The sequence below is a fragment of the Endothiovibrio diazotrophicus genome (assembly GCF_054657215.1).
The window spans coordinates 21,672-47,418 of the sequence record NZ_BAAHXB010000008.1 but is presented as its reverse complement, the minus strand read 5'-3'; the positions used below and the strand labels follow the sequence as shown (position 1 = coordinate 47,418).

10 protein-coding genes are annotated in these 25,747 nt (G+C 71.1%); 8 read left to right on the top strand and 2 right to left on the bottom strand.

Translation table 11 applies throughout. The features are described 5' to 3' along the window. The first annotated feature begins 16 nt into the window (after positions 1-16). The 3 genes from parE to der all read left to right on the top strand — a co-directional run bounded on the left by parE (position 17) and on the right by der (position 5,023). Complete coding sequence (gene parE, locus ACYQ2W_RS03860) at positions 17-1,903, top strand: DNA topoisomerase IV subunit B (RefSeq protein WP_459863405.1); 1,887 nt, start codon at positions 17-19, stop codon at positions 1,901-1,903. Positions 1,904-1,984: 81 nt separating this feature from the next. Further along, complete coding sequence (locus ACYQ2W_RS03855) at positions 1,985-3,451, top strand: methyl-accepting chemotaxis protein (RefSeq protein WP_459863403.1); 1,467 nt, start codon at positions 1,985-1,987, stop codon at positions 3,449-3,451. A 174-nt stretch (positions 3,452-3,625) separates the two neighbouring features. Then, positions 3,626-5,023, top strand: coding sequence for a ribosome biogenesis GTPase Der (der, locus tag ACYQ2W_RS03850; protein WP_459863401.1), 1,398 nt, complete (start codon positions 3,626-3,628; stop codon positions 5,021-5,023). 595 nt (positions 5,024-5,618) lie between these two features. On the opposite strand, the gene ACYQ2W_RS03845 is transcribed toward der, so the two are convergent. Continuing rightward, positions 5,619-6,347, bottom strand: coding sequence for a CsiV family protein (locus tag ACYQ2W_RS03845; protein ID WP_459863399.1), 729 nt, complete (start codon positions 6,345-6,347; stop codon positions 5,619-5,621). A 10-nt stretch (positions 6,348-6,357) separates the two neighbouring features. Further along, positions 6,358-7,518, bottom strand: coding sequence for a methyl-accepting chemotaxis protein (locus tag ACYQ2W_RS03840; protein WP_459863397.1), 1,161 nt, complete (start codon positions 7,516-7,518; stop codon positions 6,358-6,360). Positions 7,519-7,697: 179 nt separating this feature from the next. On the opposite strand from ACYQ2W_RS03840, the gene ACYQ2W_RS03835 reads away from it, so the two are divergent. From ACYQ2W_RS03835 to ACYQ2W_RS03815, 5 genes are all read left to right on the top strand, one after another. Continuing rightward, complete coding sequence (locus ACYQ2W_RS03835; RefSeq protein WP_459863395.1) at positions 7,698-8,075, top strand: VOC family protein; 378 nt, start codon at positions 7,698-7,700, stop codon at positions 8,073-8,075. Positions 8,076-8,368: 293 nt separating this feature from the next. Continuing rightward, positions 8,369-8,710 carry a thioredoxin family protein gene (locus ACYQ2W_RS03830; RefSeq protein WP_459863392.1) on the top strand — a complete coding sequence of 114 codons (342 nt, stop codon included), beginning with the start codon at positions 8,369-8,371 and terminating at the stop codon, positions 8,708-8,710. A gap of 10 nt (positions 8,711-8,720) precedes the next feature. Beyond that, complete coding sequence (locus ACYQ2W_RS03825; RefSeq protein WP_459863390.1) at positions 8,721-9,680, top strand: patatin-like phospholipase family protein; 960 nt, start codon at positions 8,721-8,723, stop codon at positions 9,678-9,680. A 233-nt stretch (positions 9,681-9,913) separates the two neighbouring features. Next, positions 9,914-16,345 carry an amino acid adenylation domain-containing protein gene (locus tag ACYQ2W_RS03820; RefSeq protein ID WP_459863388.1) on the top strand — a complete coding sequence of 2,144 codons (6,432 nt, stop codon included), beginning with the start codon at positions 9,914-9,916 and terminating at the stop codon, positions 16,343-16,345. Further along, positions 16,345-25,419 carry an amino acid adenylation domain-containing protein gene (locus ACYQ2W_RS03815; RefSeq protein ID WP_459863386.1) on the top strand — a complete coding sequence of 3,025 codons (9,075 nt, stop codon included), beginning with the start codon at positions 16,345-16,347 and terminating at the stop codon, positions 25,417-25,419. The genes ACYQ2W_RS03820 and ACYQ2W_RS03815 overlap by 1 nt, the downstream gene beginning before the upstream one ends. Positions 25,420-25,747: the final 328 nt, after the last annotated feature.

Sequence of the window (25,747 nt, the reverse complement as noted above, 5' to 3'; positions counted from 1 at the left end):
GGTTTTTTGTCACTACATGAGCAGCAGTTACGATGCCTCCGCGATCGAGGTGCTCACCGGCCTGGAGCCGGTGCAGAAGCGCCCCGGCATGTACACCGACACCTCGCGCCCCAACCATCTGGCCCAGGAGGTTCTCGACAACTCGGTGGACGAGGCGATCGCCGGCCACTGCCGGTCCATCGCCGTCACCCTGCACGACGATGGTTCTCTGTCGGTGGCCGACGACGGACGCGGCATGCCGGTGGACCTCCACCCGGAGGAGGGGATCCCCGGCGTCGAGGTGATCCTCACCAAGCTCCACGCCGGCGGCAAGTTCTCCAACAAGAACTACCAGTTCTCCGGCGGTCTCCACGGGGTCGGCGTGTCGGTGGTCAACGCGCTCTCCAAACACCTGGAGGTCTACGTCCGGCGCGGCGGCCAGGAGTACAACATCGCCTTCGCCCACGGCGAGAAGGTCTCCGCGCTGGCGGTGGTGGGCAAGGTGGGCAAAAGCAACACCGGCACCACCGTGCGCTTCTGGCCGGAGCCGAAGTATTTCGACTCGCCGCGCTTCTCGGTGCCGCGCCTGAAACACGTGCTGCGCGCCAAGGCGGTGCTCTGCCCGGGACTCAAGGTGCTGTTCTTTGATGAGAACAGCAAGGAGCGGGAGGAGTGGCACTACGAGGCGGGGCTGCACGACTATTTGGTGGAGGCGCTGTCGGGATGGGAGCGACTCCCCGAGGAACCCTTCGTCGGCACCATGAGCTCGGCCCACGAGGCGGCCGACTGGGCAGTGGCGTGGCTCCCCGAGGGGGGCGAGGCGGTCGGCGAGAGCTACGTCAACCTGATCCCCACCGCCCAGGGCGGCACCCACGTCAACGGCCTGCGCACCGGGCTGACCGAGGCGATGCGCGAGTTCTGCGAGTTCCGCAACCTGCTGCCGCGGGGCGTCAAGCTGACCCCCGACGACGTCTGGGACAAGGTGAGCTACGTCCTCTCGGTGAAGCTGGAGGACCCCCAGTTCTCCGGCCAGACCAAGGAGCGGCTCTCCTCCCGCGAGTGCGCGCCGTTCGTCTCCGGGGTGGTCAAGGACGCCTTTTCGCTGTGGCTCAACCAGCACACCGAGCTGGGCGAGCGGCTCGCCGAATTGGCCATCTCCAGCGCCCAGAGCCGGTTGCGGGCCGGCAAGAAGGTGGTGCGCAAGAAGATCACCCAGGGTCCCGCATTGCCCGGCAAGCTGGCCGACTGCACCAGCCAGGAGCCGCTGCGCGGCGAACTTTTCCTGGTCGAGGGCGACTCCGCCGGCGGTTCCGCCAAGCAGGCACGCGACAAGGAGTTCCAGGCGATCATGCCGCTACGCGGCAAGATCCTCAATACCTGGGAGGTGGACCCGGCCGAGGTGCTCGCCTCCCAGGAGGTCCACGACATCTCGGTGGCGGTGGGCGTCGATCCCGGCTCCGACAACCTCGACGGCCTGCGTTACGGCAAGGTCTGCGTGCTCGCCGACGCCGACTCCGACGGTGCCCACATCGCCACCCTGCTCTGCGCGCTGTTCCTGCGCCACTTCAAGCCGCTGGTGGCGGCGGGCCACGTCTTCATCGCGATGCCGCCGCTCTACCGCATCGACGTCGGCAAGGAGGTCTACTACGCCCTCGACGACGCCGAGAAACAAGGGGTGCTCGACCGCATCAGCGCCGAGAGGAAGCGCGGCAAGGTGACCATCCAGCGCTTCAAGGGGTTGGGCGAGATGAATCCGCTTCAGCTGCGCGAGACCACCCTCAATCCCGACACCCGGCGGCTGGTCCAGCTCACCGTGGAGCCCGGCGACGACACCCACCAGCTGATGGACATGCTGCTGGCGAAGAAGCGTGCCGGTGAGCGCAAGAGCTGGCTGGAAGAGAAGGGCGACCTGGCCGAGGTGTGAGCGTGCCCTGCAACGTCCGCCCTGCGAAGAAAGAGCCCGGGGGGGCGTGGCGCATAACCAAATCGTGTGAAGGGGATATCGATGGCCAGAGAGTTTCGAGTTTGGATCTCGTCGATCATGGTGGCCACCGTCGCCATGGTGGCGACGGTGGCGGCCCGTTACGGGACCGACCCCTTCGTTGTCGCCCTCGCTGCACTGACCCTAGCCTTCACCGTCCGCCTGTGGTGGCTGACCGGTGGCGTCGCCCGCTTCCGCGCGCAGGTCGAGGGGGCGGTGGCGGCCGTGGCGAACGGCGCGTTCGACTACCGCTGCGATCCGTACGGCGTTCAGGGTGGGGAGCGCGAGCTGCTGGAGGAGGCCAACCGCATGTTCGAGGTGCTCGCCCGTTTCACCGCGGCGGTCGACGATAGCTGTCGGCTGGCCCGTGAAGGCGCCTTCGAGCGGCGGAGAGCGGGGGGAAGCGGCTTCGCCGCCATGCCGGGTGCCTACGGCGCCGCCGTGGTCGCCATCGGTGACTCGGTCGACCAGATGGAGCGGCGCAACCGCGCCAACCTGAAAAACGTCATCGTCGGCCAGTTGGAGGAGCTCAACTCGCGCAATCTGATGAAGAACCTGCGCCAGAATCAGGCCGACCTGGTGCGCATGACCGACGCCATGGGTGAGGTGGAGCAGGTCACCCTGGCCACCGCCGAGGATGCCGATCGCAGCACCGGGTCGGTCGACGAGGTGGTCGGGGTGATGGCCGGGATGGTCGAGCGGATCGGCGGCATGAGCGAGTTGATGGGGCGGCTGCGCGGGCGTAGCGAGGAGATCAGCAAGGTGTTGACGATGATCACCGAGATCGCCAACCAGACCAACCTGTTGGCGCTGAATGCCGCCATCGAGGCGGCCCGTGCCGGCGAGCACGGTCGCGGCTTCGCCGTGGTCGCCGACGAGGTGAAGAGCCTCGCCGACAACACCAAGCGGGCCACCGCCGAGGTGGAGGGGATCATCGAATCCTTCGTCAACGAGATGGCCTCCGCCCAGAAGGATGGCGTGGCGATGCGCGCCGCCGCCGACGAGTCGAGCGCCACCGTCTCCGAATTCGCCCACCAGTTCGCCCGCTTCTCCACCTCGGCGCGGGAGGCCGCCGGCCACATCGCGGTAATCCGCGACGTCGCCTTCGCCTCGCTGATCAAGGTGGACCACATCATCTACAAACAGAGCGGCTACCTGGCGATCCTCGAGGGGCGCGGCTCCGCTGCCGCCGAGGCGGTGGCGGTGGATCACCACCAGTGTCGCCTGGGCAAGTGGTACGACAGCGTCGGCCGCAAACTGTTCGGCGATACCAAGGCCTTCAGCCGCCTCTCCGCCCCCCACTCGCGGGTCCACGGCGAGATCCAGCAGGCGGTGGCGCGACTCACCCGCGAGGGGGTCGACGACGACCGCGAGGGCCAGGTGGAGATCATCCAGCACTTCCACGACTCCGAGCAGGCCAGCGAGGAGGTGATGGCCCTGCTCGACGCGATGATGTTCGAGAAGCACGGCGAGCGGGCGCGGGTGGCCTGAAAGCCGGAGGGCGTCCGGGACCGTTCGCGGTGGCGCTCCGTTTAGACGTTGTTGAAAAAGCCGTTACGCCGGAGTGCCGCCCCGACCGGTTACCATTTCCCGCCGGCCGGTGCTGCGGTTCTGCTATAATCCGCGCCCCTTTTCGCCTGCCGTTCAGTGGCTTGGAATCCGCACATGCTGCCCGTAATCGCCCTCATCGGCCGCCCCAACGTGGGCAAATCGACGCTGTTCAACCGGCTCACCCGTAGCCGCGATGCCCTGGTGGCCGATCAGCCGGGGCTGACCCGCGATCGCAAGTACGGCATCGGCAAGCTGGGCGATCACCCCTATCTGGTGGTGGACACCGGCGGCCTCTCCGGCGATGAGGCGGGGATCGACGGCGAGATGGCCAAGCAGTCGGTGCTCGCCGCCGAGGAGGCCCACGTCACCCTGTTCCTGGTGGACGCCCGCGCCGGCATCACCGTCGGCGACGAGGCGATCGCCAACTGGCTGCGGCGCATGGGCAAGCGGGTCCACCTGGTGCTCAACAAGGTGGACGGCCTCGATCAGGACGTCGCCGCCGCCGATTTCTTTTCCCTCGGCCTCGGCGACCCGATCCCGATCGCCGCCGCCCACGGCCGTGGCGTTCACCAGATGATCGACGAGGTGCTCGGCGAGATTCCCGAAGCGGAGTTGGCGGAGCCGCCGACCGAAGAGGAGGGGGTCAAGGTGGCGGTGGTGGGGCGCCCCAACGTCGGCAAGTCGACCCTGATCAACCGCATCCTCGGCGAGGAGCGGGTGGTCGCCTTCGACCAGCCGGGGACCACCCGCGATTCGGTGTTCATCCCCTTCGAGCGTGACGATACGCGCTACACGTTGATCGACACCGCCGGCGTGCGGCGCCGCGGGCGGGTCAAGGAGGCGGTGGAGAAGTTCAGTGCGATCAAGACCCTGCAGGCGATCGAGAGCGCCCACGTGGTGATCATGGTGCTCGACGCCCGCGAGGGGATCACCGAGCAGGACGCCGGGCTGCTCGGCTTCATCCTGGACGCCGGGCGCGCCCTGGTGGTGGCGATCAACAAGTGGGACGGGCTCGCCACCGAGCAGAAGGAGAAGGTGAAGAAGGACGTCGATATCCGCCTGCCGTTCCTCGACTTCGCCCGCCTGCGCTACATCTCCGCACTCCACGGCACCGGCGTCGGCGAGCTGTTCAAGTACATCGACGAGGCCTACCGCAACGCCATGCGCAAGTTCCCCACGCCGGAGCTGACCCGGCTGCTGGAGGACGCCTACGCCACCCACCAGCCGCCCCAGGTGGGGGGGCGCTCGATCAAGCTGCGCTACGCCCACCAGGGGGGCTCCAACCCGCCGATCATCATCGTCCACGGCAACCGGGTGGACAAGGTGCCGGAGAGCTACCGGCGCTACCTGACCAACACCTTCCGCAAGGTGCTGAAGCTGGTGGGCACCCCGCTGCGGGTCGAGTTCCGCGGCGGCGAAAACCCCTACAAGGACCGCAAGAACACCCTCACCCCGCGCCAGCAGGCCAAACGCAAACGGTTGGTGAAGCACCTCAAGGGGCGCAAGAAATAGGGCGCCTTTTGCACCACGAAGGGGGCTGATGCGGTTCGTGGGTTCCTGCGAGCCGTGTGCGTTGGGCGATGTTCTTGAGCACGAAGGGCAAGGAGGGAAACAAAGGGCGGGAAGGAGGGATTGCCGCTGTTATCTCGTTTTATCTCGTTTCCACGCTCTGCGTGGAAACGCGCCTCTTCGACGCTCTGCGTCGTGTCGAACGAAGGCACGGCGACTCGGCTTCCCGTCCACCTTTCCGGACGCAGAGCGTCCAAGCCTGCCGGTCACGACGCAGAGCGTCGTAACCAGAAAAGAAGTTCCCTTATCTCGTTTCCACGCTCTGCGTGGAAACGCGCCTCTTCGACGCTCTGCGTCGTGTCGAACGAAGGCGCGGCGACTCGGCTTCCCGTCCACCTTCCGGACGCAGAGCGTCCAAGCCGGCCGGTCACGACGCGGAGCGTCGTAACCAGAAAAGAAGACGCAGAGCGTCATAACCAGAAAAGAAGTTTCCTGCTCGCCCTTCGTGTTCAGTGGCGTAGCGTGTGCCGAGGGACGAGGCGCACCGGCCTCTACGGAGGGGCGGTACGCCCCGTCCCTCGGCACGCCCTGCCCGGTCTTACTGCCCGGGATTGACCGGCGTGGCGATGACCAGGGCACCGACCACGGGGTGGTCCAGATAGTGGAGTTCGCGAGAGCGCATCCGGCGGTGGTTGCGGATGCGGATGGTCTCCATCAGCGGTCGCCCGGGATCCAGCGACGCCTCGGCCGCGGTGGCGGTGCCGATCGGCGCCTGCTTGCGGTTGCGGTGGAGCAGCAGGTCCAGCTCCAGGTGGAGGTATTTGCCGACATAGACCCGCGCCGCCCCCTCCAGCTCACGGTGGCTGAGGAGTCCGCCCGGGACCGACGGCACCCCACCCAGCCCCACGCCCGCCGGCCGGCCGCGGGCCAGCCAGGCGCCGGGGATCTCCGAGCCGGCCTCAATGCGCACCGGGCGGGTGCGCCGTTCGCCGTAGGAGGGTTGGAGCCAGGCGATGTGCTTGAGGATGCGGTAGCCGCCGGCCTTCTTCATCGCCGTCACGATCCCGTCCAGCTCGTGGCGCGAGCGGAGCACGAAGCGGCCGCTGTAGCTCGTCGAGTCGGCGGAGAGGCCGGAGCGCGGCTCCAGGTCGACCACCTCGCCGAGGTCTGGACTGCCCGGATCGTCCGGCCACTGCTCACTGGTGAGGGCGCCCGTGTTTTCGAACAGCAGCAGCTCGATGATGTACAGCGGCGCCGCCGCGTGGGCGGCGGGGGCGAGAAGGCTCCCCGCGAGGAGGGCCAGCAGGAGGATTAGTTGCGGTTTCACGGGGAGGGGATTATACCCGGATCTCTCGCGCTGCGCTGCGCAGGCGGGCGGCGAGCCGTTCCAGTTGGGCGCTCGCCTCGGAGGTCTTGGCGGCGCCATCGGCGGTGGTCGCGGAGGCCTCGTAGATGACGTCGACGTTGCGGTCGATCTCCGCCACCACGCTCTCCTGATAGCTGGCCGCCTCGGCGATCTTGTTGTTCATGTCCCAAATGGTGGCCACCTCGCCGGCGATCATGCCGAGGGATTCGGCGCTCGCCTCCACCTTCTCCACCCCCTCCTTGGCCTGTGCCTGGGCCTCGCCCATCAAGGTGACGGCGGCGTCGGCCCCCTGTTGCAACTGCTGGATGATGTCCTGGATCTGCTGGATCGACTCGTGGGTCTTGCGCGCGAGTTTGCGCACCTCGTCGGCGACCACGGCGAAGCCGCGGCCGTGCTCGCCGGCGCGGGCCGCCTCGATGGCGGCATTGAGCGCCAGCAGGTTGGTCTGGTCGGAGATGCCGCCGATCACGTCGAGCACCACGCCGATGTTGCGGCTGTTCTCGTCGAGGGTGTTGATCGCGCCGGTGGCCTTGTCCATCTCGGCGAACACCGCCTCGATGGCGCACATCGCCTCGGTGGCCACCAGGGCGCCGTTGCGGGTCTCGCCGCGGGCCTGCTCGGTAGCCTGGGCGGCCTGCTGGGTGTTGCCGTTGACCTCCTGCACCTGGGAGAGCAGCTCGGTCATCGCGGTGGCCAGGCGCCGCGTCTCCTCCTGCTGGCGGCGAGTGCCGTCGGTGGCCTGCTCGGCCAGTTCGTTGAGGTGGGTGACCGCCTCGGCGATCTGATCGCCCGATTCGACGAAGGGTCTGACCAGACCGTGGAGCCGTTCGAGCATGCGGTTGAACTGGGCGGCACAGCTGCCCAGTTCGTCGTTGCCGTACTGCTCGGCACGGGCGGTGAGATCGGCCTGGTCGGCGACCCGCTCGAGGGCGGCACGCAGGGCCCGCAACTGGCGCATCAGGCCGAGCAGGGTGGGGATGCCAATGGCCAGCGAGAGCGCGGCGACCACCGCCGCCACCATGGTCCCGCTGCCGACGCCCTCCTTGGCCGCGAAGATCAGCATCCCCAGCACCGGCAGCACCATGGCAACGGCAAACCGTAGGTGGATGGGGAGCATGGGCGCTGCTTTCATGGCGGTCTTCCGATTGGGGAGAGAGGTCGCGCGACGCGAGGCGGGTGCGGCGGGGAGATTCCGCAGGGCTGCGCCTCGCTCGGGCGGGTAACGCAACGCTAAGAATCACAAAATCGAGTGATACTGTCTACAATTCTCAATATATTAAAATTTAATGGAATATTGACTTGGGGGTCCCCATGAGCCGCTTTCTCTCGCTCCACCACGTCAGCCTGCTGGTGGCCGATACCGAACGGTCGCTACGTTTTTACGCGGGGGTTCTCGGGATGGAGGTGAGCGGACGGCGGCCTGAACTCGGTTTTCCAGGTGCCTGGCTGGAGGTGGGGGAGGGGGGACAGATCCATCTGCTGGAACTGGAGAGCCCGGACCCGGTGAGCGGGCGGCCGGAGCGCGGCGGGCGGGATCGGCACGTGGCGCTGATGGTGGACGACCTGGCCGCATTGCGCGGCGCGCTGGAGCTGGCCGGCATCCCCTTCACCATGAGCCGCTCCGGTCGCCCGGCGCTGTTTTGTCGTGATCCGGACGGCAACGCCCTGGAATTGATCGAGCGCTCGTGAAGGTGCCTATTTGTCTTTATCGCCGTTCTTTCTCCAGATCCGTCCTACCCAGTAGATGGCGACGAAGAAGGGGATCAGGATCCCCGCGACAATAAGAAGAAATTCGCCCATCAAACGGCCTCTTTATGGGGAGTGGGTGACTCGGTGACCGCGGCACGCCCCGGGCGGCGTTCCTTCGATCCCACGCTAAGGATACCGTACAGCGAGGGTCGTTTTCATCCGTGCTCTTGCGTAGGTCGCGGCCGCTGGGGACAATCCGCCCCGATCGAATCTTCAAGCGGACGGGTGGTTTCATGACGCAGCACGTAGCGATAATCGAGGTCGACGAGGGGAACTTTGCCGACGCGGTGGTGGCCGCTTCCCACCAGAAACCGGTGTTGGTGGACTTCAGCGCCGAGTGGTGTGCCCCGTGTCGCGCCATCGAGCCGGTGATGCACAAGATCGCCGACGAGATGGGCGAGCGGCTCACCGTGGCCAAGGTGGATGCCGACGAGAACATGAAGCTGTGCGGTCACTACCGGCTGCGCGGATTCCCCACCGTGCTGCTGTTCCAGAACGGTGAGGAGAAGGGACGCTTCGCCGGGTTCAAGCCCACTCCGCAGGTCAAGGAGTTCGTCGAACAGCATCTCGATTGAAGGGCGCCTCGTGGGCTACAACATCCTTGCGTTGGACGGCGGCACCCGGCCGCTGCTGGCGGTCGGCATCCTGGAGCAGTTGGAGAGCCGCTGCCCCGGATTCCTCGATGCCGTCGATCTGTTTGCCGGTACCTCCGCCGGCGCCATCACCTGCGCCTTCATCGCCTTTGCCCCCACCCTGCGCGACGGGCTGCAGCGGGCGCGGGAGTTCTGGAGTTCGCCGCAGAGCTTTCAGGTCGATCCGCTGCGTTCGCTGACCGCGCTGGCGGGTACCCACGCCTTCTCCGACCAGGCCAAGATCAAGGCGGCGTTGGAGCGCCACTTCGGCGACGCCACCCTCGGGGACCTCAAGTGCTCGGTGCTGATCCCCTCCTTCTGCCTCGACAACAAGAGCGCGGTGGCGGAGTCGCGCGGCTGGACGGTGCGGCTGATCCACACCCTCGACCCGGTGATCGCCGATACCGACCTGAAGGTGGTGGATGCGCTCCTGCGCTCCGGCTCCTCGCCGGTGGTCAACCCGGTCTACCAGGGGTATGCCGACGGCGGGCTGTTCGCCAACAATCCGAGCCTGTGCGCGGTCACCTCCGCGCTCGACTACGTCGGCGAGCGGCTGGAGGCGATGCGGGTGGTCTCGGTCGGTCACGGCCGCTCGCAGAAGTTCATCGACTGCGACCGTACCACCGACTTCGGCTACCACAAGTGGCTGCTCGATCCGACCCATCCCATGGCCCTGCTCAAGGTGGTGATGGACAGCAACCGTCAGGCCGTCACCTACCAGTGCAGCCGTCTGCTGGAAGACCGCTTCATGCGCATCGATCCGAGTCTGGCCGCCGGCACCGACGCCACCGGTATCAACTTCGACCGTTACGTGCTGGCGCTCGACCGCGCGGCCAGGGCGCTCGACTATCTGCCGCACGTGCGCCAGCTCAACTCGATGAAGTGGGTCGATGCGGGGCGCGCAGATGGGTGACGGGGCCGAGAGCCCCAACGGTTGAACCCGCAAAGAGACTCAACCGCAGATTAACGCAGATTTCCGCAGATGAATGCTCCGTCCAATCTGCGGAAATCTGCGTTAATCTGCGGTTCACTCAGAGGGGCGAGTCGGAGAGCGGTGCGCCTCGTACCTCGGCACACCCTACGGTCTCGCTGAAAGGGCCATTAGTTTCGGTGCAGTACACGGGCATTCACGGCATGGTGACCTCGATGGAGGGCGCTCCCTTTTCGCTCTCCGCCAACCAGCGGGCGCTCTGGTGGCTGCACGGCTATGCGCCTGCCGGCGCCGCCTACCATCCGGCGTGGGCGGTTCGCCTGCACGGAGGCGTCGAGCCGGCGGTGGTCGATCGCGCCGTGCAGGCCCTCGCCCGGCGTCACCCCATGACCCGGTTGTTGATCGAGGTGACGCCCGACGGGCGCCCGCTGCAACGGGCGGGGGCCGCGGCGCGGATCCCCTTCACCGTCACCGATGCCGCCGCCCGGGAGTATGCGCGCCTGCGTGACGCGCTACGCGACGCCAACGCCGCCCCCTTCCGGCTCGAACGCGAGCCGCCCCTGCGGGTCCATCTCTTCATCCTCGGTCCCGCCGAGGCGGTGCTGCTGGTGAGCATGCACCACATCGCCACCGACGGCTGGTCGGTGGGCGTGCTGATGGAGGACCTTGGGGTTCTGCTCGCGCACCGCGGCGACGCGGCGGCGGCCGGTCTGGAGACCCCCGTGGAGGGGTTTGCCGCCTTTGTTGCGGCGGAGGCGGCCTATCTGGACGGCGCGGCAGCGGCGGCCGACCTCGCCTTCTGGCGCGAGCGGTTGGCGGGGCCGCTGCCGACCCTCGCCCTGCCGTTCGCCGACCGGCCGCGTCCGCGGCTGCGCGCCTTCCGCGGCGGCAGCGTGATGTTCACCCTGCCGGTCTCCACCACGGCCCGCCTGCGCGCCTTCGCTGCTTCGGCCCTGGTGACCCCTTTTTCCGTGCTGATGGCGGCCTGGCTGGCGCTGCTCCACCGCTACGGCGGGCAGGATGAGCTGATCGTCGGCACCCCCACCTGGGGCGGGCGCGATGCGCACAGCCGCGGGGTAGTGGGCTACTATGCCAACCTGTTGGCGCTGCGCGTGCGGCTCGATGCCGATATCACCTTCTCCGCCCTGATCGCGGCGGTAAAGGCGGAGGTGAACGAGGCGCTCGATCACGCGGCCTATCCCTTCGCCACCCTGGTCGAACGCCTGGGGCTGCCCCGCGATCCGGCGCTGACCCCGCTGTTCCAGTCGACCTTCGCCTTCCATCAGACCCGCCCGGAGGACGTCAACCGCACCCTGTTCGCGGTCGACGGTGCGGCCCGCACGGAGTGGGGCGGGTTTTCGGCCACCCCCCTGCGGGTGCCGGAGCAGGGGGCGGGGCAGTTCGACCTCGCCCTCGACCTGACCGACCTGGGCGAGAGCCTCGCCGGTGAGCTGAAATACGACCGCGAGCTGTTCGAGCGCGCCACCATCGGCGCCATGGCCGAGAGCTTCGCCTGCCTCCTCGATGGCGCGCTGGCGGCGCCGGAGACCCCCTTGGGCGACCTGCCGCTGACCGCCCCCGAGACGCTCGACCGCCATCTGCTTCTGGCCAATTGCCCGGCACCGCACTTGCCCGACGCCCCCTGCCTGCACCAGGTGTTCAGCGCCCGCGCCGCCGAGCGGCCCGCCGCAGTGGCGCTGAGTGGCGTCGGCGAGTCGCTCACCTACGGCGAGCTGGAGCGGCGGGCCGACGGCCTGGCCAACCGCCTGCGGGGCCACGGCGTGGGACCCGGTGTGCGGGTCGGGCTGTGCGCCGACCGAACTCCGGCGCAGATCGTCGGCCTGCTCGCGATCCTCAAGGCGGGCGGCGCCTACGTGCCCCTCGACCCCGACTACCCCGCGGAGCGCCTGGCGCTGATTCGCGACGACGCCCGCATCGCCCTGGTGGTCGCCCCGCCGGAGCAGGCGCACCACTTCCCCGGGGCTACCCTGATCTCGCCCGATGACGCCGGTGAAGCGGACGGCGTCCCCGTTGACGGTGGCGCCACCCCCGATGACACCGCCTACGTCATCTATACCTCCGGCTCCACCGGCCGCCCCAAGGGGGTGCCGGTCAGTCACCGCAACGTCAGCCGCCTGTTCGCCGCGACGCAAGAGGCCTTCGACTTCGGCCCCGACGACGTCTGGAGCCTGTTCCACTCGCTGGCCTTCGACTTCTCGGTGTGGGAGGTGTGGGGCGCCCTGCTGCACGGCGGGCGGCTGCTGCTGGTGGACCGGTGGCAGGCGCGCGACCCCGCGCGGCTGCTGGAGCTGCTGGAGAATGAGGGGGTCACCGTCCTCAACCAGACCCCCTCCGCCTTCCACCGCCTGAGCGCCGCCGTGGCGGCGGCGGGCCGGCGGCTCACCGCCCTGCGCTGGGTGATCTTCGGCGGTGAGGCGTTGGAGGCGCGCCGGCTCCGCCCCTGGGTGGAGCGCCACGGGATAGCCCTGGTCAACATGTACGGCATCACCGAGACCACCGTCCACGTCACCCTCAAGCGCGTGACCGAAGTGGAGATCGCGGCCGGCGGCAGCAACATCGGCCGCCCGCTGGCCGACCTGGAGCTGCACCTGCTCGATCGCCGCGGCCGTCCCGTGCCGTTGGGGATGCCGGGCGAGATCCACGTCGGGGGAGGGGGGCTGGCTGGCGGCTACCTGGAGCGCCCGGAGCTGACCGCCGCGCACTTCGTGCCCCACCCGTTCCGTCCCGGCGAGCGGCTCTACCGCAGCGGCGATCTGGCACGCCGCCGCCCGGACGGCGACCTCGACTACCTGGGCCGCTGCGACGCCCAGCTGAAGGTGCGCGGTTACCGCATCGAGCCGGGCGAGATCGAGGCGGCGCTGCACGACGCCCCTGGGGTCGCCGAGAGCGCGGTCGCGGTGGTTCCGATGACGGATACGGAGACGCCGGGCGACGAAGTGCTGGTGGCCTATCTGGTCCCCGCGGCCGGCGGCGCCCCGGACCTCGCCGCGCTGCGCGGTCGCCTCGCCGGGCGGCTGCCGCCGCACATGCTGCCCCAGCACTTCGTGGTGCTGGAGGCGCTGCCGCGCACCCCCGGCGGCAAGCTCGACCGCCGCGCCCTGCCTGCCCCACGGGCAGCGCCCGACGCCGCCTACGCCGCACCGCAGGGCGCCGCCGAGTGCGCCGTGGCCGAGGCCTTCGCCGAGGCCCTCGGCGTCGCGCGGGTGGGGCGCGACGACAACTACTTCGCCCTCGGCGGCGACAGCATCCGCTCCATCGCGGTGATCGCCGCCGCCCGCGCCCGCGGCTGGGCGCTCTCCCTGGAGGCTCTGTTCCGCGGCCAGAGCGTGGCGGCGGTGGCCCAGGCGGTGATCCAGACGGCCACGCCGACCACGGCCGAGCGCCCGGCGCCGGCCTACCGCCCGTTCGCCGCCCTCGGCGAGGCGGAGCGCTCGCGTCTGCCCGCGGATGCCGCCGACGCCTATCCCGCCACTTCGCTGCAGGCCGGCATGATCTTCCACGGCATGGCCGGTGCCGCCGCCGGCACCTACCACGACGTCTTCGCCTTCCGCCTGCGCGGACGCCTCGACGCCGCCGCCCTGGAGCGCGCGGTGGAGGGCCTCACCGCCGCCCACGAGGTGCTGCGTACCCGCTTCGACAGCGCCACCTTCCGGGTCCCGATGCAGGTCGTCGTGGCGCGGGTCGAGTCCCCCCTGAGCGTCGCCCGCGACCCGTGGGACGGGCCCCTGGCCGAACTCATCGCGGAGCAGCGCGAACGCCCCTTCGATCCCGCCCGCGCGCCCCTGATCCGCTTCCACGCGGTGCCGGGGCGGGACGACGACTTCCGCCTGGTGGTCGCCTTCCACCACGCCATCCTCGACGGCTGGAGCCTCGCCGCGCTGGTCACTGAATTGCTAGAACGCTACCGATCAGATGTTGATGGGGCCGCTTTCGACGCACCACCGCCGCCGCGCTTCGCCGACTACGTGATCGGCTACGAGCTGCCGGCGCGCAACGACCCCGCGGCCCGCGACCACTGGCTGAAACGGATCGGCGACCACCTGGGAACGACCCTGCCGCGACCCCTCGTCCCGGTCGCAGGGGGGCTGCGTACCCTCCACCGCGAGCTGGATGCGGGACTAGTACAGCGCCTCACGGAGCAGGCCGAACGCCTCGGCCTGCCCCTGCGCACCCTGTTGCTAACCACCTACCTGCGCGTGCTCGGCGCGATGTGCGGCGACCGCCGCCCGCTGATCGGCGTCGCCCGCCACGGCCGTCCCGAGCGGGAGGGGAGCGAGTGTACCCTCGGCCTCTTTCTCAACACCCAGCCCTTCATCCTGGATCTGGGAGCGGAACCAAGCTGGGCCGCGGCGTGCCGCCGCTGCTTCGACCTCGAACAGGCCGACCTGCCCCACCGGCGCTACCCGCTGGCGGAGATCCTGCGCGCCGGCGGCCGGCGGCAGCTCTTCGAGGCGCTGTTCAACTTCGTCCATTTCCACGTCTACGACCGCGTCGCCGCGCTGGCCGGGACGGAGCTGCTCGAACGCGAGGCGTTCGAGCAGACCGACCTGCCGCTGGTGCTGCACGCGGTGCAGTCGGGGCCGGCGCTGACCCTGCACCTCAGCCACGACCCGGCGCGCCTCGCGTCGGCCGCCGCCGACCGGCTGCTCGCCGCCATGGAGCGGGCGCTGACGGCCCTGACCGACGACCCCGACGCGCCCCACGCCGCCTTCGGCCTGATGGCCGAGGAGGAACTGCGCGCTCAGCCGGAGTCCTGGGGCGGGCGCGTCGCCGCCTATCCGCGCCAGGCGACCATCGACCGGCTGTTCAGCGAAGTGGCGACCACCCGCGGCCGCGCCGAGGCGCTCTGCACCCCCGACGGCCGCAGTGTCGACTACGCCGGGCTGGAGGCGCGCGCCAACCGCCTCGCCCACCTGCTGCAACGGCGCGGTGTGGCGACGGGGCGCTGCGTCGCGGTGCTGTTGCCGCGGGGCGTCGAGCAGGTGACCGCCTGCCTGGCGGTGCTCAAGGCGGGGGCCGCCTACGTGCCGGTGGAGCCCGACCTGCCCGAGGCACGCCGAAGTTTCATCCTCGACGATTGCGACGCCGCCGCGGTGATCACCGACCGCCACGGCGCGGCCCGCCTCGCCACCGCCCGCGCGGTGGTGGTGCCCGAAAAGGTGGAGGATGCGCTGGCCGCCCTGCCCGCCGAGCCGCCCGCGCTGCCGCCGCGGGGGGCGGAGTCGCCCGCCTACGTGATCTACACCTCGGGCACCACCGGCCAGCCCAAGGGGGTCGTCTGCCACCACCGCGGGGTGGTGCGCCTGGTGCGTAGCGGCAACCTGTGCCAGTTCTCCCCGGAGGATCGGGTGGTGCATGCCGGCGCGGTGATCTTCGACATCTGCATGGTGGAGGTGTGGGGGGCGCTGCTCAACGGCGCCGCGCTGGTGATCCTGCCGCCCGGCCCCCCCGAGCTGGCCACCCTCGCCGCCACCCTGCGCGCGACCCGCGCCAGCGCGCTGATGCTCGCCACCAGCGTTTTCCATCTGGTGGCGGACGAGTGCCCCGAGGCGCTGGCGCCGCTGCGCCGGCTGCTCACCGGCGGCGAGGCGCTGTCGCCGGCCCACGCCGCTCGCGCCCTCGCGCACATGGCCCCCGACGCGGCCCTGGTCAACGGCTACGGCCCCACCGAGAACGTCACCTTCACCACCCTCCACCGGGTCACCGCGGCGGACCTGGCGGCAGGGGTGATGCCGATCGGCCGGCCGATCGAGAATAGCACCGTCCATCTGGTCGACCCCTTCGACCAACTGCTGCCGCCCGGCATCCCGGGCGAACTGCTCACCGGCGGCGACGGCGTGGCGATCGGCTACCTGGGACGGCCCGAACTCACCGCCGAGCGCTTCGCCGCCAACCCCTTCCCGGTCCCCGCCGGGATCGACGGCGGCCGCCTCTACCGCAGCGGCGATATCGTCGTGCGCGGGGAGGGGGGGCTGCTCCACTTCCTCGGCCGGCGCGACCGGCAGATCAAGCTGCGCGGCTTCCGCATCGAGCTGGGGGAGATCGAGCAGGCGCTGCGCGCCGCGCCGGGCGTGCGCGACGCGGTGGTGGTGGTTGACGAGGAAGCCCCCGCCCACCGCCTGGTCGCCTACTGGGTGGCGGGGGAGGGCGGTGACTGGCCCACGGTGCGCGACGCCCTGGCCGCGCGCTTGCCCGACTACATGGTCCCGGAGGTGGCGGTGGCGCTGGAGAGCCTGCCGCTGAGCCCGGTGGGCAAGGTGGACCATCACGCCCTGCCGCCGCCGCCCGCGCCCGGCGAGCGGCCGGCCGCTCGCCCGGCCACTCGCCAACCGGGGAGCGAGAGCGAGCGGATCGTCCACGCGGTGTGGAGCGAGGTGCTGGGCCACGACGCCTTCGGCATCGACGACGACTTCTTCGCCCTCGGCGGCGACTCGCTGCACGCCACCCAGGTCGCCTCGCGCCTCAGCCGGCGGCTCGCCACCGAGGTGCGGGTGACCACCGTGATGCTCGCCCCGACGGTCGCCGGGCTGGCCGCGGAGATCGACGCCGCGACCCTCGCCCTGGCCTCGCCCGAGGCGCTGGCGGCGCTCCTCGCCGACCTTGACGACGGGGCGCTGCTTCCCTGATGAACGACCTTGCCCGCCGGCTCGCCGACCTGACCCCCGCCCAGCGTGAGGAGCTGCTGCGCCGCCTGCGCGGTGGCGGCGGGGCGGCGTCGATCCCGCGGCTGGCGGGCGACGGCGCGCTGCCGCTGTCGTTTGCCCAGGGGCGGTTGTGGTTGCAGACGCGGCTCGCCCCCGACAGCCCGTTCTACAACATCCACACCGCCTTCCGCCTGCGCGGTCCCCTCGACGTCGCCGCCCTGGAAGACGCGCTGGCCTATCTGGTGGCGCGCCACGACTCCCTGCGCACCCGCTTCTTCGAGCGCGACGGCATCCCCTGCCAGGAGATCCTCGCCGAGGCCCGTCCGCCGCTGACCCGGATCGACCTCGCCGGGCTGGACGATGAGGCGGCCGAGGGCGAGGCCCAACGCCTCGGCTACGAAGCAGGGCGCCGCCCCTTCGACCTGGGGAATGAGCTGCCGATCCGCGCCCTGCTGCTTCGGCTCGGCGGCGACCACCACATCCTGCTGCTCACCCTGCATCACATCGTCGCCGACGGCTGGTCGCTGTCGCTGCTGCTGCGCGAGCTGGGCGCGGCCTACGCCGCCCTGCGCGACGGTGCCGTCCCGGCGCTGCCGGAGCTGCCGATCCGCTACGCCGACTTCGCCGCCTGGCAGCGCGAACGGCTGAGCGGCGCTGCCCTCGAACGCCAGCTCGACTACTGGCGGGAGTCGTTGGCCGGCGCGCCGCCGCTGCTGGCGCTGCCCACCGACCGACCGCGCCCCGCACAGCCGAGCCATGCCGGCGGGCTGGTCCGCTTCACCATCGAGCCCGCCCTGCGCGAGCGCCTCGACCGGCTCTGCCGCGCCACCGGCAGCACCCCCTTCATGGCGCTGCACGCCGCCTGGCTGGTGCTGCTGGAGCGCTACACCGGGGCCACCGATCTGGTGGTCGGCTCGCCCATCGCCAATCGCACCGTGCCCGAGGTCGAGCCGCTGGTGGGCTTCTTCGTCAACACCTTGGCGCTGCGCACCGAGCTGGGGGACGACCCGCTGTTCACCACCCTGATGGCGCGGGTGCGCGAGGCGAGCCTGGCCGCCCACGACCACCAGGAGGTTCCCTTCGAACAGGTGGTGGAGGCGCTCCACCCCGAACGCGACCCCGCCCACCACCCCCTGGTGCAGGTGATCTTCGCCTACCAGAATGCCAGCCGCGACACCCTGGCGCTGCCCGATCTCGCCTGCGAGGTGCTCGACGCCCACGTCGGCGCCACCCGCTTCGACCTGGAGCTGCACCTGTGGGACCACGCCGGGGTGCAGGAGGGCTACCTCTACTACGCCAGCGACCTCTTCGAGGCGGCCACCGCCGAGCGCATCATCGGCCACTACAAGACGCTGCTGGCCAGCGTCGCCGCCGCGGCCGACGCCCCCATCGGCACGCTGGAGATGCTCGGCGCGGAGGAGCGCCACCGCCTGCTGGAGGCGTGGGGGAGCAACCCGCGCCCCTATCCGCGCGACGCCTCGATCCCCGCGCTGTTCGCCGCCCGGGTCGCCGCTCGCGGCGAGGCGGTGGCGCTGGAGCAGGGGGGGCGTGCCCTCAGCTACCGCGAGCTGGACCAGCGCTCGACCCGCCTCGCCCACGCCCTGCTCGCCGCCCCCGCCGGTCCGGTGGCGCTCTGCCTGGAGCGCACCCCGGCGGCGATCATCGCCACCCTGGCGGCGCTCAAGGCGGGACGCGCCTACCTCCCCCTCGACCCCGCCTGGCCGGCCGCGCGCCTGCGCCGGCTGCTCGCCGACAGCGGTGCCGGGGTGCTGCTCCTGGCCGCCGGTGCATCGCCGCCGGAGGGACTAGCCTGCATTTCTCACCAGCCTCCTACTGCGGACGCCGATCCTCCCGCTGTGACGGGGCGTGCTCCCTCCAGGCTCCTCAACATAGGGGCGGCTATGCCTTCGTCGCCTTCCGGTCCGCGCGCCCCGTCACAGCGGGGTCTCGGCGCCCTCGCTACGGAGGCTGGCGAGAAATGCAGGCTGGGTGTAACGCTCCTGCACCTCGACGACGACGGCCGCCCGCCGCAGGAGGCACCGCCCGCGGCCCTGCCCACGCCGGCCCCCACCGACCCCGCCTACGTCCTCTACACCTCCGGCTCCACCGGCGAGCCCAAGGGGGTGGTGGTGCCCCACCGCGCCGTGCTGCGCCTGGTCTGCAACACCGACTTCGTGCGCCTCGACCCGGAGCAGGTGGTGCTGCACATGGCCCCGGCCACCTTCGACGCCGCCACCCTGGAGATCTGGGGACCGCTACTCACCGGCGGCCGGCTGGTACTGGCGCCGCCGGGGCGGGTCTCCGTCGCCGCCCTGGAGGCGCTGGTGCGCAGCCATGGGGTGACCACCCTGTGGCTCACCGCAGGGCTCTTCCACCTGGTGGTGGACGAGGCGCCGCAGCTCCTAGCGCCCCTGCACCAACTGTTGGCGGGGGGCGACGTGCTCTCCCCCGACCATGTCCGCCGCGCCCTCCAGGCGATCGGCGGCGGGGAGCGCGGCGTACTGGTCAACGGCTACGGCCCCACCGAGAACACCACCTTCACCTGCTGCCACGTGATGCCCGCCGGCAGCCGGCCCGCGGGCGCCATTCCCATCGGCCGCCCGATCGCCAACACCCGCGTGCGCATCGTCGACGGCCGTGGACGGCCGGTGCCGGTCGGCGTGGCGGGGGAGCTGCTGGCCGGCGGCGACGGCCTCGCCCTCGGCTACCTCAACCGTCCCGACCTTACCGCCGAGCGCTTCCTCCCCGACCCCCTGCGGCCGGGCGAGACCCTCTACCGCACCGGCGACCTGGCGCGCTGGCGCGCCGACGGCACCATCGAATTCCTCGGCCGCCGCGACAGCCAGGTGAAGGTGCGCGGCTTCCGCATCGAGCTGGAGGAGGTGGAGGGGGCGTTGCGTGGCTGCCCCGAGGTGCGCGACGCGGTGGCGCTGGTGCGCGGCGAGGGGGCCGGGGAGAAGAGTCTGATCGCCTTCGTCGTCGGGGAGCGCGAGGAGGGCACCGAGGCCGCGCGCTTCGTCGAGAGCTGGCGCGACCTCTACGAGCGGACCTATGCGCCCGCCTCCGTTGAGGGGCCGGACGCGGAGCCGCCGCTGCTCGACTTCACCGGCTGGAACAGCAGCTACAGCGGCGCGCCGATCCCCGAGGCGGAGATGGGCGAGTGGCGCGACGCCACCCTGGCGGCGCTGCGCGCCCTCGCTCCACGGCGGGTGTTGGAGGTGGGGTGCGGCACCGGCCTGCTGCTCTCCGGGCTGGCGCCCGACTGTGAAACCTATCTCGGCACCGACTACTCGCAGGGGGCGTTGGCGCGGGTCGAGCGTCTCAAGGGCCGTCTCCCCGGACTGGAGCGGGTGCGTCTGGAACAACGTCTGGCCGACGACTGGAGCGGGCTGCCCGGACCGGATGGAGAACCCGCCTTCGATACCGTGATCCTCAACTCGGTCTGCCAGTATTTCCCCGACCGCACCTACCTGGAGCGGGTCATCGACGGCGCCCTCGACGCCTTGCTGCCCGGCGGCAGCCTCTTCCTCGGCGATCTGCGCAGTCTTCCCCTGCTGCGCCCCTTCCACGCCTCGGTGGCCTTCGCCCGCGCTGAGGACGGCCACTCGGTGGAAGCGTGGCGCACCGCGGTGGAGAGCGGTGCCGCCCGGGAGGAGGAGCTGCTGGTGGCGCCGGCGCTCTTCACCGAGCTGGCCGCGCGGCGCGGCGACGTGACTGCCGTCGAGGTGCGGTCCAAGCGCGGCCACGCCGACAACGAGCTGACCCGCTTCCGCTACGACGTGGTGCTGCGCCGCGGCGGCGAGCCGGCGGAGCCGCTGGCGGTGGTGTGGGAACCGTGGCCAACGGAGGGGTTGGAGCGGCGCCTGGCGGAGGGGAGCGGTCCCGTCGCGCTGCGCGACGTGCCCAACGCCCGTCTCGCCGAGGAGCAGCAGCTGCTCGCCTGGCTCGACGGCGACGCCCCGGCGGCCACCGTCGGCGCCCTGCGCGGCCTCCTCGCCGAACGGGCGGCGGCCGGCGCTCCGCACCTGGAGGCGTTGCACGCCCTGGCGGAGCGCCACGGTCGCCAACTGGTGGCGGGTTGGCACCACGCCGACGAGGCGGGGGCACTCGACTTGGTGTTCCTGCCGCCGGGCATGGCGCCGCCGCCGCCCGGCGCGATTCCCTGGCCTCGGCGGGCGGCGGAGGGGCCCGCGGCCAACGCCCCGCTGCGCGGCGTGGCGCGGCGCCACCTGGCCGAGACCCTGCGCGCCCGGCTCGCCGAGCGGCTGCCCGCCTTCATGCTCCCCGACCGCATCGTGGCGGTCGACGCCATCCCCCTCACCGCCAACGGCAAGCCCGACCGCCGCGCCCTGCTCGACGGGCTCGACCGCGGCGGCGCGCGTGGCGGCGCGCCGCGCAGCGCCGACGAGCGGGCGGTGGCGGCCATCTGGAGCGAGCTGCTGGGGATCGGCGAGGTGGGCCGCGACGAGGACTTCTTCGCCCTGGGCGGCCACTCGCTGCTGGCTACGCGGGTGGTGGCACGCATCGCCGCGCAACTGGGTGCCGATATCACCCTTGCCGAACTCTTCGCCGCGCCCACCGTGGCGGCCCTCGCCGCGCGCATCGACGCCCGCGACGGCGCGCCCGGCGCCCCGCCGTCCGCCACCTTGCCGACTCTCACCCCCGATCCGCGGCATCGCCATGACCCGTTCCCCCTCACCGACATCCAGCACGCCTACTGGATGGGACGGCGGGGGGATTTCGAGCTGGGCAACGTCGCCGCCCACGTCTATCTGGAGATGAATATTGGGGAGATGGACGCAACGGATCTCGACCCGGCACGCCTGGAGACGACCTGGAACCGCCTGGTCGCGCGCCACCCGATGCTACGCGCGGTGGTGGGGGAAGATGGACGGCAGCGGGTGCTGGAGGCGGTCCCCGCCTATCGCATCGCGGTAACCGACCTGACGGCGGAGGAGGAGGGCGCACGCCGCGCCGCACTCACCGCGATGCGCGACGAACTCTCCCACCGCGTGGTCGCCGGCGATCAGTGGCCCCTGTTCGAGATCCGCGCCGTCCGACTCGACGCCGCCCAGCTGCGCCTCCTCTTCAGCATCGACGCCCTGATCGCCGACGCCTGGAGCCTCTCGCTGCTCTTCGCCGAGTGGCGCCGCCTCTACGATGCCCCCGATGCCGAACTGCCGCCGCTGGCCCTCACCTTCCGCGACTACGTGCTGGCCGAGGCGGCGCTACGCGACGGGCCGCTCTACGCCCGCGCCCGCGACTATTGGGTGGCGCGGGTGGCGGAGCTGCCCCCGGCGCCGCAGCTGCCCACCGTGGCGGAGGCGGCGCAGATCGCTGCGCCCCGTTTCCAGGGATGGGGCGGGCGTCTGGAGCCCGCGACGTGGGCCCGCTTCCAGCGCCGCGCCCGTGGCCGCGGCCTCACCCCCTCGGCGGCGCTGATGACCGCCTTCGCCGACGTGCTGGCGGCGTGGAGCGCGGCGCCACACTTCACCCTCAACCTGACCCTGTTCCAGCGCCTGCCGCTGCACCCGGAGGTGGAGCGGATCGTCGGCGACTTCACCTCGCTCAACCTGCTGGAGGTGGACGCCGCGGTGAGCGTGCGCTTCGCCGAGCGGGCACGGGCGCTGCAGGAGCGGTTGTGGTCCGACCTCGACCATCGCGCCTTCAGTGGCGTCGAGGTGATGCGCGAACTCTCCCGCGCCCGGGGCGCCACCGCCCGCATGCCGGTGGTCTTCACCTCCACCCTGCCGTTGGGGGAAGGGAACGGGGAGACGCGGGGGCGCTTCATCCCCTTCGGCGAACTCGCCTACAGCCTCACCCAGACCCCCCAGGTGTGGCTCGACGCCGGGGTGCGCGAGGAGGGAGGCGCCCTGCTGTTCGGTTGGAACGCGGTGGCGGAACTCTTCCCGGCGGGGTTGCTGGAGGCGATGTTCGGCGCCTATCGGGGGCTGCTGGAGCGGCTGGCGGAGGACGAGCGGGCGTGGAGCGAACCCTCGGCGCCGCTCACCCCGGAGGCGGATCGGGCGGTCGCGGCGGCGGCCAACGCTACCGCGGGGCTGTCGAGCGAGGCGACCCTGCCGGGGCTGGTGCTGGCCCGGGCGGCGCGCACCCCGGAGGCGACGGCGGTGATCGACGCCGAGCGGACGCTGACCTACGGTGAATTGGTCGAGCAGGCGGAACGGGTGGCCGGTGCCGTGCGCGCCGCCGGGATCGAGCCCGGCGAGCCGGTGGCGGTGAGTCTGGAGCGGGGCTGGGGCCAGGTGGTGGCGACCCTCGGCGTGATGCTCTCCGGGGCCGCCTACGTGCCGGTGGACTCCGGACTGCCGGAGGCGCGGCGCCGCCAGTTGCTGGGGCGCGCCGGGGTGCGGTTGGCCTTCTGCGAAGCCGGGGCGGAGGATGTGGCCTGGCCCAAAGGGATCACCCCGCTGAGCCTGCCGCGGGCGATCGAGCACGAGCCGCTTCCCGAGCCGGTCGAACTCTCCTCCGACGGTCTGGCCTACCTCATCTATACCTCCGGCTCCACCGGCGAGCCCAAGGGAGTGATGATCGCCCACCGCGCGGCGGTCAACACCCTGCTCGACGTCAACGCCCGCTTCGGCCTGGAGGTGCGAGACCGGGTTATCGCCCTTTCGGCGCTGAGCTTTGACCTCTCGGTCTACGACCTCTTCGGTACGCTGGCGGCCGGCGGTGCGGTGGTCACCGTGACCGAGGCGGCGGCGCGCGAGCCGCAGCGCTGGGTCGAGTTGCTGGCGGTCCACCGGGTCACCGTCTGGAACACCGTGCCGGCGCTGATGGAGCTGCTGGTGGACCACCTGGAGCGCCAGGGCGGGGCACCCCCCGCCGCGCTGCGCCTGGTGCTGCTGAGTGGCGACTGGATCCCCACCACCCTGCCCGGACGCATCCGCGCGCTGTGGCCGGCGGCGCGGGTGATCGGCCTCGGCGGCGCCACCGAGGGGGCCGTCTGGTCCATCTTCCACGAGATCGACGCCGTCGATCCCAGTTGGAGCAGCATCCCCTACGGTCGTCCCCTGACCAACCAAACCATCCATGTCCTTGGCCCCGATGGCGCGGAGCGCCCCTTGCACGTGCCGGGTGAGCTGTACATCGGCGGCGCCGGGGTGGCGCTGGGCTACTGGCGGGACGCCGAGCGCACCGCCGCCGCCTTCGTCAGCCGCGACGGCGAGCGGCTCTACCGCACCGGGGACCTGGGGCGGCGACTGGCCGACGGCAACATCGAGCTGCTCGGCCGGGTCGACTTCCAGGTGAAGATCAACGGCTACCGGGTGGAGTTGGGGGAGATCGAGGCGGCGCTGGAGGCGCACCCCGGGGTGTCGCGGGCGGCGGTGACCGCGGTGGGTCCGGCGCGGGGCGCGCGGCGGCTGGTGGGTCATGTGGTGGTGGCGGAGGCGGCGAGCGGCGCGCCGGTGGAGCGCGAGGCGGTGGACGAGGCGCTTGCGGAAGGGTGGTGGAACACCGCCCTGAGCGCCGGCCGTGCAGCAGAGGGTGCGCTGCCCGCCGACGAGCGCGAGGCGTTGGTCGTCGTCAGGGCGGAGATGGAGCGGCTGGCGACGGCCGCGCTGTGCCGGACGCTGTGGGAGTTGGGGCTGTTCCAGAGTGTAGGCGAGCGCCACGCGGCAGCGGGGATCGTGGCAACCCACGGATTGCAGGAGCGCTACACCAAGCTGGTGGGGCAGTGGCTGGCGGCACTCGCCGAGGAGGGGCTGTTGGTGCGCGACGGCGAGGGCTTCGTCGCCCCGGCGCCGCTGCCGGCGCTGTCGCTGGAGGAGCCGCGCGAGCGCGTGGCCGCGGCGCTGGCACGCTGGCCCGAGACGGCCCCGGCGCTGGACTACTTCGACCGCGCCCTGACGAGCCACCTGCCGTTGTTGCGCGGCGCGGCCGATCCCCTGGAACTGCTCTTCCCCGGCGGCGAGACCGAACGGGCGGACAGCCTCTATCACCTCAACCCCGCCTCTCGCTTCCAGAACGGTTTGGCGGCGGCGGCCCTCGCCGCCTTCGTCGCCGCGCGCCGGGGGACGGGAGAGGGGCCGCTACGCATCCTGGAGGTGGGCGCCGGCACGGGCGGCACCACCGCGAGCCTGCTGCCGGCGCTGCCGCGAGAGGGGGTCGAATACCACTACACCGACCTCTCCACCTTCTTCCTGGAGCGGGCGCGGGAATGTTTCGCGGCCTACCCCTATCTGAGCTTCGGACTGCTCGACGTGGATCGCGACCCGCTGCATCAGGGGTATGCGGCTCACGACTACCACGCGGTGGTCGCCTCCAACGTGCTCCACGACGCGCGCCACGTCGGCCGCTCCCTCGGTTATCTGCGCAACCTGCTCGCCCCGGGCGGGCAACTGCTGCTCCTGGAGGGGACCCACAACAGCCGCCTCAACATGACCACGGTGGGTTTCATCGAGGGCTTCAGCGCCTACGAGGATGAGCGCTTGGAGAGCAACCTGCCGCTTCTCTCAGCGATCTCCTGGGAGCGGGCGATGACGGGTGCGGGCTTCACCGCCACCGCGAGCCTCCCGTGCGGCGACGAGATCGGCCTCCACCTGATCCTCGGCCGCGCCCCCGACGGCGTGCTTCGTTTCACCCCGCAGCGTCTCGAAGCGCACCTGACGGCACGCCTGCCGGAGCACATGGTGCCGCCCCTGCTGCTCCCCTGGCAGGCCCTGCCGCTCACCGCCAACGGCAAGGTGGACCGCCAGACGTTGGCGGCGGAGGCGGAGGCGCTGGCCGGCAGCGCCGGCCGCAGCGGGGCCGCCGTCGCCCCGGCCACTGCCACCGAGCTGCGCATTCACGCCGCCTGGGCCAAGGTGCTCGGCCACGACCAGTTCGGCGTCGACGACGCCTTCTTCGCCGTGGGCGGCGACTCCCTGCTGGCGATGCAGGCGATCGCCGCCATCGACGAGGCTACCGGGGTGCGCCTGCCGGTTCGCGTGATGCTGGAGAGTGGCACCGTGGGCGAGCTGGCTGCGGTGATCGACACGCAGCTTGAGGAGAGCGATGAGATGCCGGACGGGGAATTCGAGGAGGGGGTGTTGTAGGTTGGCGCTACCGCGCCGACGCAAACGGAGGCAGCGGGGCGAAGGCCGCGATACCCTGTCAGAACGCCGCTGGCGTTGTTGAGCCGGTAGTGGAAGTCGTGCGGCCCCCGCCCCAGCCGTTCCATGTTGATGGGGCGGTTGCGATAGTTTCGCCTTCCCATTGAGTCGCCGCCACCAAGCGGCCCCAGCGCTCCATCACCGTGCGATCCTCCACCTCCGGCAACTCCATACAACCTTCAAGATCCGCCTCACCGGGCCAGTGAGGTGCTCCCGCTGGTGTTGCTTCGTAGGATGTACTACATTTCCGGCTGAGTCATTCGAGAAGGCC